At 71.5% G+C, this 9680-nt stretch carries 7 protein-coding genes; 4 read left to right on the top strand and 3 right to left on the bottom strand.

The features are described 5' to 3' along the window. Both MXD61_RS09835 and MXD61_RS09830 read left to right on the top strand, forming a co-directional pair. Positions 1 to 1566 (top strand): serine/threonine-protein phosphatase (locus tag MXD61_RS09835; protein ID WP_285223212.1); only part of this gene is annotated, 1566 nt, incomplete at its 5' end. A 124-nt stretch (positions 1567 to 1690) separates the two neighbouring features. Beyond that, positions 1691 to 2518, top strand: coding sequence for an ABC transporter ATP-binding protein (locus MXD61_RS09830; RefSeq protein ID WP_248812525.1), 828 nt, complete (start codon positions 1691 to 1693; stop codon positions 2516 to 2518). Positions 2519 to 2981: 463 nt separating this feature from the next. Here the strand turns inward: MXD61_RS09830 and MXD61_RS09825 are convergent, their stop codons facing one another. Further along, entirely contained in the window at positions 2982 to 3554 is a 573-nt protein-coding gene (locus tag MXD61_RS09825; protein ID WP_248812524.1) for a hypothetical protein, read from the bottom strand. Between the two features lie 467 nt (positions 3555 to 4021). Between MXD61_RS09825 and MXD61_RS09820 the strand changes: the two genes are divergently transcribed. Further along, positions 4022 to 4363: an Lsr2 family protein gene (locus MXD61_RS09820; protein ID WP_163547432.1), complete on the top strand. Its 342-nt coding sequence runs from the start codon at positions 4022 to 4024 to the stop codon at positions 4361 to 4363. 243 nt (positions 4364 to 4606) lie between these two features. On the opposite strand, the gene MXD61_RS09815 is transcribed toward MXD61_RS09820, so the two are convergent. After that, positions 4607 to 6238 carry an aminopeptidase P family protein gene (locus MXD61_RS09815; RefSeq protein ID WP_248812523.1) on the bottom strand — a complete coding sequence of 544 codons (1632 nt, stop codon included), beginning with the start codon at positions 6236 to 6238 and terminating at the stop codon, positions 4607 to 4609. A 725-nt stretch (positions 6239 to 6963) separates the two neighbouring features. Here MXD61_RS09815 and MXD61_RS09810 point away from each other — a divergent pair. Then, positions 6964 to 8601 (top strand): LCP family protein, encoded by a 1638-nt coding sequence (locus tag MXD61_RS09810; RefSeq protein WP_248812522.1) that lies wholly within the window; start codon positions 6964 to 6966, stop codon positions 8599 to 8601. 3 nt (positions 8602 to 8604) lie between these two features. Here the strand turns inward: MXD61_RS09810 and MXD61_RS09805 are convergent. Continuing rightward, a partial coding sequence (locus MXD61_RS09805; protein WP_248812521.1) for a YihY/virulence factor BrkB family protein occupies positions 8605 to 9680 on the bottom strand: 1076 nt, incomplete at its 5' end.

Here is a 9680-nt window from a genome sequence, read left to right as displayed (position 1 = left end):
TGTATACGCCCCCGGGGGGGGGGGGGGGGGGGGGGGGGGGGGGGGCCCCGGGGGGGGGGGGGGGGGGGGGGGCCGCGCGGCGGGGGCGCGGGCGCCGACGCGGCCCGGGCGGCCTGGACGGCGGCGCTCGCCGTGACGTCCCACCCGCTGGGGGAGGTCGCCGCGACCGCCACCGGACGGATCGTCACCCACGCCACCGACGACTGGGAGCCACCGGCCGACACGGCCCGCTGGCTGCGCCAGATCGACGCGCACACCACCGTCGCACTGGCGGTGCCGGGTCAGGTGGGGACCGCGGCGGTCATCACCCTCACCCGCACCGCGGCCCAACCCCCCTACACCGACGATGACCTGGCCTTCCTCGGCGAGCTCGCGGCCCGCGCCGGCGTGGCCCTGGAACGCCTCGGGCGTGACCGGGCCGCGATCGGCGGCGCCGCCCGCCTGCGCGACACCCTGCGCGGTGGTCACCCGAACGACCCCGCCGGGTTGCAGGTCGCGGCCCGCTACCTGGCCGGCGGCGGGGACGGCGACGCCGGCGGCGAGTGGTCCGACGTGATCGATCTGGGTGCCGGCCGGGTCGCGCTGGTCATCGGGGAGGCCCGCGGCCAGGGCGTGGCGGCCACCGCCACGATGGGCCAGCTGCGAGCCGCCGCCCGGGCCGGCGCCCGGCTGGATCTTCCTCCAGGCGAGGTGCTGGCCCTGCTGCACGCGGTGGTCGCCGACGCGCCGGACGCGCAGTCCGCCACCTGCCTGTACGCGATCGCCGAGGTGGACACGGGCGTGTTGACACTGGCCAGCGCGGGGCATCCGCCGCCGCTGGTCGTGGCACCCGACGGCCTGGTCTCGCGGCTGTACATGGCCGTCGGTGGGCCGCTGGGCGCGGCTCGCGCCGAGAGCGGGGTGTCGGCCGACCCCACCGAGTACACCGTGCGACTGGGCCAGGGCTATCTGCTCGCGCTGTTCACCGACGGACTGGTCCGCGCGGGCGGACGCGACGCCGACGCCGGGGTGTCGGATCTGGCCGCGGTACTGGCCCGCATGGGTGATGGCGCCGACATGGCGCTGGCCGCACTGGTCGAGTCGGCCTGCGCTGGCCTGGGGCGCGGTGGCCAGCCGGCGCCGGACGATCCGGGTGTGGCGCTGCTGTTCGCCCGGCTGACCGCCGACCCGGTGGCCGGACCCACCCTGCTCGACGTCAACGTGGATGGTCCGGACGGGCTACGTGCCGTTCGCGCCCAGGCCCGGCTGACACTGGAGGAGTCCCGGCTCGACCGGGAGCTCGTGGACGTCGTCGTGCTGGTGCTCTCGGAGCTGGCCAGCAACGCGGTTCGCCACGGTCGACCGCCGCTGAGCGTGCGGCTGCGGATGCTCGGGTCGCGCGCGGTCGTCGAGGTCGCGGACGGCGGTGGGCGGCTGCCCCGGCGGCGCCTCGCCGCCGTCGACGACGAGGCCGGACGCGGGCTTGACCTGGTCTCCCGGCTCGCCGTGCGCCATGGCGTGCGACCGATCGCAGACGGCAAGGTGGTGTGGGCGGAGATCGATCTCGTCGACCCGGCAGTCGGCTGACAGCCTGGCTGGGCGGCCCGGTCGGGCGCGGGCAGGTGGTCCGATCGGGGGTCGCGGGCCGGTGTGGCGGGGTCGGGGCTGACCTGCCGCCGCGGGGTGGAGCGGGTCGCGTAACGTGAGGGTCATGTCGGACGCGGTGCTGCGCCTTGACCACGTCAACGTCGTGCGCGACGGGGCTTTCCTGCTGCGGGACGTGAGCTGGGAGGTGTCGGCCGGGCAACGTTGGGTCGTGCTCGGGCCCAACGGGGCGGGCAAGACAACGCTGCTGCAGATCGCCTCCGGGCGGCTTTTTCCCACCGCCGGTTCGGTGGAGCTGTTCGGCCACCGCCTGGGCACCGTGAACCTGCTCGACCTGCGTTATCGGGTCGGTGTGGTGAGTCCGGCGCTGGTCGAGACGCCTCCACGCGAGGAGCGGGTGCTCGACGCGGTGGTCACGGCGGGCTGGTCGGTGCTCGGCCGCGCCGATGAGGAGTACGACCAGGTCGATCTCGACCGGGCCGCGACGCTGCTCACCCAGTTCGGTTGCCGGGAACTACGCGATCGGCGGTTCGGCACGCTGTCCGAGGGCGAACGCAAGCGGGTGCTGATCGCCCGGTCCCTGATGACCGATCCCGAACTGCTTCTGCTGGACGAGCCGGCCTCCGGGCTCGACCTCGGTGCTCGGGAGGCGCTGCTGCGCCGGCTGACCCGTTTCGCCGCCGATCCCGCCGCCCCGGTCTCGGTGCTCGTCAGCCACCACGTCGAGGAGATTCCGGTGGGGGTCACGCATGCCCTGCTGGTCCGCGGCGGCCAGGTCCGGGCCGCCGGGCCGGTGGCCGAGGTGCTCACCGCGGCACGACTGTCGGACTGCTTCGGCATTCCCCTGGACGTCTCCGTGGCCGCCGGGCGTTATTCCGCCCGGTTGACGGCTGGCCCACCGTCGCGTCGGCGAGCCGTCTCCGCCGCCGTCTGAGAGCCGCTCGGTCCCCACCCCGAAGGCCGTTGCGGGTCCCCACCCGAAGCCGCCCTGCGGCGGCCCTGAAGCCGGGCCGGCACCGTCTCGCGGTGGTGCCGTCGCCGTCCGGGAATCGCGCCGTCACCGGCTGGGAACCGCCGTGGCCGCCGCTCGGTGCCGGCGCGGCTGGCGGCGGGACCGCCCCGATGTCTCGGGTATCACCGTGACGGGACACCCGGTTGACCACGGGTGATCAGAAGCCGCCCGGTCGCACCCCTGCCGAAGTCGTCGGCTCCCATGGCGGTAAAGGCCTCCAGCAAGGCCGTATGGCCACCAGTTGACCGATACCAGGGTTTGTAGCGCTCCCCGCGGCGTTGAACGTCGTACAGGGCTCCGTGGCCGGCCGTCGCGAATACCCGGTGAACTCGCGGGCGCTGTCCGCCGGGACCGTCAGAATCCTGATATGTCCTGACTGATCTGTTCACAGGCCGATCGTGTCGCGTAGCCACCGCGCACCGTGGGTCCGGGCGCCGAACGCCCGCACCCGCTCGGCGAGGGCACGGTCGGACGTGGTCACCAGGACCTCCGGGCCGGCCTCGCGGGCGGCGGCCACGATGGCATCATCCCCGTGACCGGACGCGTGGACGACCTCGAGGATCGGTCGTGCCCCGGGAGCCGTCGGGGATTTCCCGCCGGCCCCCACCACACCACCTGTCACGTCCACACCACCTGTCACGTCCACACCACCTGTCACGTCCGCACTACCTGTCACGTCACTTCCGGTGCTGGCGTCGCCCGGGCCGGTGGATCGGGTGACCGGACCGGCCGGGTGGCCGGCGCGGGCCGCGCCCTCCAGAACAACGACGATCCGGGTGGGAAGCACCCGCGGCGATCCGCTCCCGCCGGGCGGGCTGTCGATCCACGCCGAAATGGCGGCCAGCAGCCGCCGGGCGGCACCTGGCCGGTCGCGCCACCAGCCATCGGCGCCCGCGCCAATCACGTTCGCGGCGTCCAACACCCACGTCCGTGGGTACTCCTCCGTGCGCGCAGGCATAGGGTCCGCGCCGGAATCAGGCGTACTCATCCACCGCGCCGATCTCCAAAGGCATTCGTACCGGTCGGTTCCCCTCCCGGCGCCGGCGCCCCAAAGTACCGACCGGCTCATGGCCGTCGATTGCCTGGCAATCGTCCGGGGAGTCGGTAGACGAACACGATCGGTGTCCCAAGGTCGGCGGGCATGCTCGCCGGGCGGTCGACGGTCGCCCAACTGTCCGCTTGCGGTCCGCGTTTCGGCGCGGAAGGTGTGATTCGCAGAACATGATCACTTCCTATCGGGCCGGCGTTGGCGCCCGGCTTTGGGTTGCGCACTCCGAGCGCCACACCGCCGAGCGCAAGACCGTGTCTTGGTGTTCGGTGGCCCGAGTTCGCGACTCCGTCCATCCACGCGTGACAGTTCCTGGTGTTCTCGTGGTAATACTAGACGCGTGAGTTCTGCGGTTCGCTGACCTGAAGGAGAGTGGCATGGCTCAGAAGACCATCGTCTCGTTGATTGACGATCTCAGTGGAGAAGAGGCCGACGAGACTGTCCGCTTCGGACTCGACGGTGCGCAGTATGAGATCGACCTGTCGGAGAAGAACGCGACGAAGTTGCGCGAGTCCCTGGCTCCGTTCGTCACCGCGGCACGCCGTTCCGGCGGTCGCGCGGCGGGCACCCGCCGTGGCGTGCGTACCGCTTCGCGGCGTACCGGTGGAACCGACCGCACCGCTGACATTCGTGAGTGGGCGCGCAGCAACGGATACACGGTGAGTGACCGTGGCCGTATCGCCTCCAACATCGTCGAGGCGTACGACAAGGCTCACTGATCCCGGCCTTGCCCACTTTTCCGGGTCGAGGCTCGAAGCAGTGGACCTCGTAGTACCCGTCGCGCCCGCGGTATTCGACCGCGGGTCGCGCGCCTCGCTGGCCCTGGACCTGCCAGTCAGGTTTTCCAGGGTGTGTTCCTGCCACACCGGCTCGACCGGTGTGGCAGGAACGGCCGGTGTGGCAGGAAAATGTGCCGCCGCCCGGGTGGTTGACGCGGGCTGTCGCCGGCTCTGTTCGTTCCGTCAGTTCGGCAGGTGCTGACCCATCCAGTTTTCGACCTCTTCCGCTGTTCGCGGAAGCGCGGTCGACATGTTCCGGCTTCCATGGCCGGTGACCAGGATGTCGTCTTCTATACGCACCCCGATGCCACGCAGCTCGGGTGGGACCGTCAGATCGTCCGGCTGGAAGTACAGGCCGGGCTCCACGGTGAGCACCATCCCGGCGGCCAGCGTCCCCTCCCGGTAGGCCTCATCACGTGCCTGGGCGCAGTCATGGACGTCCAGCCCCAGCATGTGCGAGGTGGAATGCAGGGTGTACCGCCGGTGCAGACCGGCCCCCGGCGCCCGCGGATCGTCGGACAGCGACGCCTGCGCCCCACCCGGCAGCAGCCCCCAGTCCTCGAGTGCCGTGGCGATGACCCGCATAGCCGCCCGGTGCGGATCCAGGAACGACGCCCCGGGCCGGACCGCCTCGATCCCGGCCTGCTGCGCGCGTAGTACGACGTCGTAGACCCTGCGCTGCACGGGCGTGAACCGGCCGGTGATCGGCAGCGTACGGGTGACGTCGGCGGTGTAGAGGGAACGCCCCTCCACCCCCATGTCCAGCAGGGCCAGTTCACCGGCCCGCACCGGTCCGTCGTCGCGGACCCAGTGCAGCGTTGTCGCATGATGTCCGCACGCGACGATCGAGCCGTATCCGACGTCGTTGCCATCCACGCGGGCCCGGCGCCAGAAGGTGCCCTCCAGCCAGCGTTCCCCGTTTGGCAGCGTCATCGCATGGCCGATTTCTCCCACGCACTCGGTGAAGCCGCGCACCGTGGCCGCGACGGCGTCGTCGAGGGCCAGGAGCTCGAAGTCGTCCTTGACCAGACGAAGCTCGGAAAGCACCTGGGCGAGCTGGGCATCGCGATCGACCGACGAGCCGTCCGCCGACCAGCGCAGTACCGAGCGATCGACGAGCGGGTCGATTCCCCGCAACACCCTGGTGTTTCGTGGTGCCAGCCGGGCAAGGACGTCGCCGAGTTCGGACAGGGGCCGGCATTCGATCTCCAAGGCCGCCTGGGTCTCGCGCACCCCTGGCCGGGCCCCGACCCACAGTTCGCCGTAACGGCGATCGGCGTAGAACGCGGAGCTGGAGCGGTCCGACCGGCCGGGGACATACAGCGTCGTCTGGTGGTCGCCGGCCGCGTTCGGTAGCAGAACCAGTACCGCGTCCGGTTCATGACAACCTGTCAGCCAGAAGAAGTCGCTTCCCGGACGGAAAGGATAATCCGTGTCGTTTGCCCGGACACGCAGGCCGCCGGTCGGTACCACCAGCGCATCCGCCGGGAACCAGGTGCCCAACAAGGCACGGCGTTTCGCCGCGTAGGGAGCGCAGTCATCGCGGGATGGCAGAGCGTTGTCCTGGGGGGCCCAGCTGGTCGCCATAAATCGCTGGAACGCCGCATGCGGTTCCTCATCGTGGCTGACCTGACCGGGTTCCCGCCCGGTGCCGGGCACCCAATCGCGATCCACGGCCGGCTGGCCGGTGCCAGGAGATGATGTCGAATCCGCTCCGTTGGCGGTGCTGGTGTTCTCGTCACGTCCGGTCGGGGCGGCCTCGGGTACCCCCGTGCCGCGCTGCGCCGGTGTGCTTTCGTCAGGCTGGCCACTCATACGGATAACGGTAGGGCGGTGCGGCTTCCCGGGGTAGTGCTCCTCTTACCTGGGTAGTGGGGCTGCTCACGTGCACGGCGATCGTGGTGGCCGCACTTCCTGGCTCGCGAGGGCACACAATTCGGTCGGCGACCACGGGTTGGTGGACACGGACCTGCGGCGGGTTGTCGGAGATCAGAGCAATCTCTCATCTCGTTACTATCTGTCGCCAATTGTTGACTGGTGTCCGTGGGGTGTGGTGTGGGTGCGGTGGGGGAGGACGGGTGGGCTTCCGGCGCGGACGATGTTCCGGTGTGCCGCGAAAATCTGGTCCTCGATATTAGTTGTCGGAACTGTCGACGCGCCCCGGATGGCAGGGTGCTGCATTTTCGGTACGAATCGTCCCATCGCCGCGCATACGCGGTTCCCGTTGCCGTGGGCTGGTGGTGGGAGAGCGCCGCCCGATCGTGGGCGATGGTCCGGAGGTTGCCGATCTGGCCTGGCGGACACACCTGCGTCGGTCAGGCGACAGGCGGGCCCAGCGGACATGGTGTCCTGGCCGCGGGATCGGTGAGAAGGTGTCCTGGAGTGTTCCGTTCGTCCGCTGCCGCTTGGTACGTGGTCCGGCACCGCCGAACGAGCGCAGCACCGAGGGTGTCGGTGCCCGTGCCGGCGCCGCCCGCACCGGTACGGATGGCCACCGGCTCAGCTGAGCAGGCCCGGTCGGCGAGGGAGGAAACGCAGCCATGACCTGGCCTCCGCATCGGCCGGATCGGGATGACCCGCCCGAGCCCGATCGAGGGGATCGCCCGGGCCGAGGTGCGCCCGATCCCAGGGGTGGGGCGCCCCGGGATCCCGGGGCGCGTGACCGTGCTCCCCGCACCCCGCGGGGACGCGACCCCCGCACCCCGCGGGGACGCGACCCCCGCCGGGTTCCGCCCGCCGAGAACTGGCCCGCGGGGCGGCAGCCACAACGCCGCCCGCCGGCCGCCGGCCCGCCCACCCGGCGGTACCCGGATGCGCGCGGCGACCGGGACGGCCGCGGTGGCCAGCGCGGCTGGGATGGCCGTGTCGGCGACGGCGACCGGTATCCCGCCAGCCGGCAGGTCGGCGCGATCCCGCCGACCAGGATCGACCGGCCCGTCGTCGACCGGCCCGGAACGCGTGAACCCGAACCCGCCGCCGAACCCGCCCAGCGGTTGGACGGCGTGCGCCGCGTCGTCACCGTTGTCGCCGCGGCGATGGCCATGGTGGTGCTGGTGTTGGCGACCGCCGGGTGGTCGGTGCTGCGCCACTACGACGGCCGGGTGAGCCACGTGGCGCTGCGCTTTGGTTCCGGTGTCGACCGTCCGTCACCGGCAGGCGGCGGAACGCAGAACATCCTGCTGGTGGGGTCCGACTCACGGGCCGGCACGAACGGAGCCTTCGGCCAGACCGACGGTCAGCGTTCGGACACGACGATCCTCGCGCATCTGGACGCGAACGGTTCCACGACGCTCATCTCCTTCCCGCGCGACCTGTGGGTGACCATCCCCGCGTACACCGACGCCCGCGGCACCGACCACGCGGCGCAGCGCTCCAAGCTGAACGCGGCCTTCTCCTATGGCGGGCCGTCCCTGCTGGTGTCGACGATCGAGACGCTGACCGGGATTCGGGTCAACCACTACGTCCAGATCGACTTCGTTGGCTTTCAGGGCATGACCGACGCACTGGGTGGCGTCACCGTCTGTATCAGGGAGCTCCCGAACGAGTTGAAGGCCCGCGGCTTCGACAACCTGCACGACCGCTTCTCCGGCTTCTCCGGCCAGGTCGGCGAGAACCGGCTGGACGGCGCCCAGGCGCTCGCCTTCGTCCGACAGCGCTACGGCCTGCCGGAAAGCGACCTCGACCGGATTCGTCGCCAGCAGCAGTTCCTCGGCGTGATCTTCAAGCGGATCTCGTCCAGTGACACGCTGCTCAACCCGTCCCGGATGATCAACGTGGTGGACGCGGCGACCGCGGCGCTCACCCTCGATGACGGGACGTCGCTGGCGGATCTGCGCCTGCTGGCGCTGCGGATGCAGTCCATCGGCTCCGGTGGCGTGGTCTTCGCGACAGTGCCGGCGGTGGCGTCCACCCGGGCGGGGCAGAGCGTGCTGCTGCCCGATCCGGCCACGCTCGCCACGTTTCTGAAGCCCTTCGGTGGCTCGACATCCGAACAGGGCGCAACGGGAGCACTGTCGGTCGTCCCCGGTGGTTCCGGGGCTGGCGGTTCCGGTGGGGCTGCCGTGGGAACGGGGTCGCGCACGGCCGTGCCCGTCGGCTGGACGCGTCCGCTCGCGGCCTCCGTGGTGGCCGCGGACGCTCCGGCGGCCGGTGCCGCACCAGGTGGCTGCACCTACTGATCGTTACGGAAGGGTCGGTCCGATCGCCATCGGCGGTTCGGACGGCCCGGACCCGGTGCCCGGGTCGGCATCCGGGCCGGCGTCGGGGTCGGGGATGGCCTCGAGCCGGCGGCGTTCGTCCAGCGCGGCGTTGAGCTCGGCGCCGAGCAGGACGGCCAGGGCGGTGATGTAGAAGAACAGCAGCGCCGCCACCGGCGAACCGAGCGAGCTGTACACCAGCTCGTGGCTGAACACGAACTCCAGGTACAGCCGAAGCAGGTAGCTGCCGACCAGCCAGCACACCAGTGCCAGGGACGCTCCGGGCAGAGCTCGCCACCAGCGGCGACGCACCGGCAGGGACAGTTGGTAGAGCGAGGTGAGCATGGTCAGCGCGACCAGACCCACCACCGGCCAGAACAGCAGGGTCAGCAGGCGGTCGACGACCGGGTGCCGCTCGGCGTCGAGGATGTGGGAGATGATCTCCGGGCCGAGCACCAGCGCCGGAAGGATTATCACGCCGCTGGTCACCTGTGCGATGAACAGGCCCAGCGCCACCAGCCGGCTGCGGACCGCCGATCGCAGGTCCCGCTGACCGTAGGCGATGGTGATGGTGTTGACGAAGGTCGCCATGGCGGTCGAACCGGTCCACAACGACAGCACGAAGCCGATGGAGATCACATCCGGGCGGCCGCGGGAGAGCACCTCGTCGACGGTGGGGCGCACCGCCTCGTCGACGACGGACTCGGTGAGCAGGTCGCCGGCACCGCTGAGGATGCTGGTGCGGATGCTGGCGAGGGAGTTGTGGCCGATCGCCTCGGCCACATAGCCAAGGGCGCCGAGCAACGACAGCAGCAGGGGTGGCAGCGAGAGCAGCTGCCAGAAGCCGGCCTCGGCCGCCAGACCCAGTACCCGGTGCCGCCAGGCGTTGGACATGGTGCGCCGGGCGAGCCGGAACGGACGGCGGGGCACCCGCTGCCGCTGCCCGTCCAGACGTCGGTACATGGAGCTGCGGCGCACCTTGTCCTCCGCGGCCACCCGGCCGCGGGGGGCCCGCGCCCCCCCGGCGGGGGTGGGGCCCCCGCGCGCCCCCCCCCCCCCCC

This window comes from Frankia sp. AgPm24 (assembly GCF_023243055.1).
Taxonomy (GTDB): domain Bacteria; phylum Actinomycetota; class Actinomycetes; order Frankiales; family Frankiaceae; genus Frankia; species Frankia umida.
The sequence above is the reverse complement of the archived record's forward strand: the minus strand, read 5'-3'. Positions and strand labels throughout refer to the sequence as shown.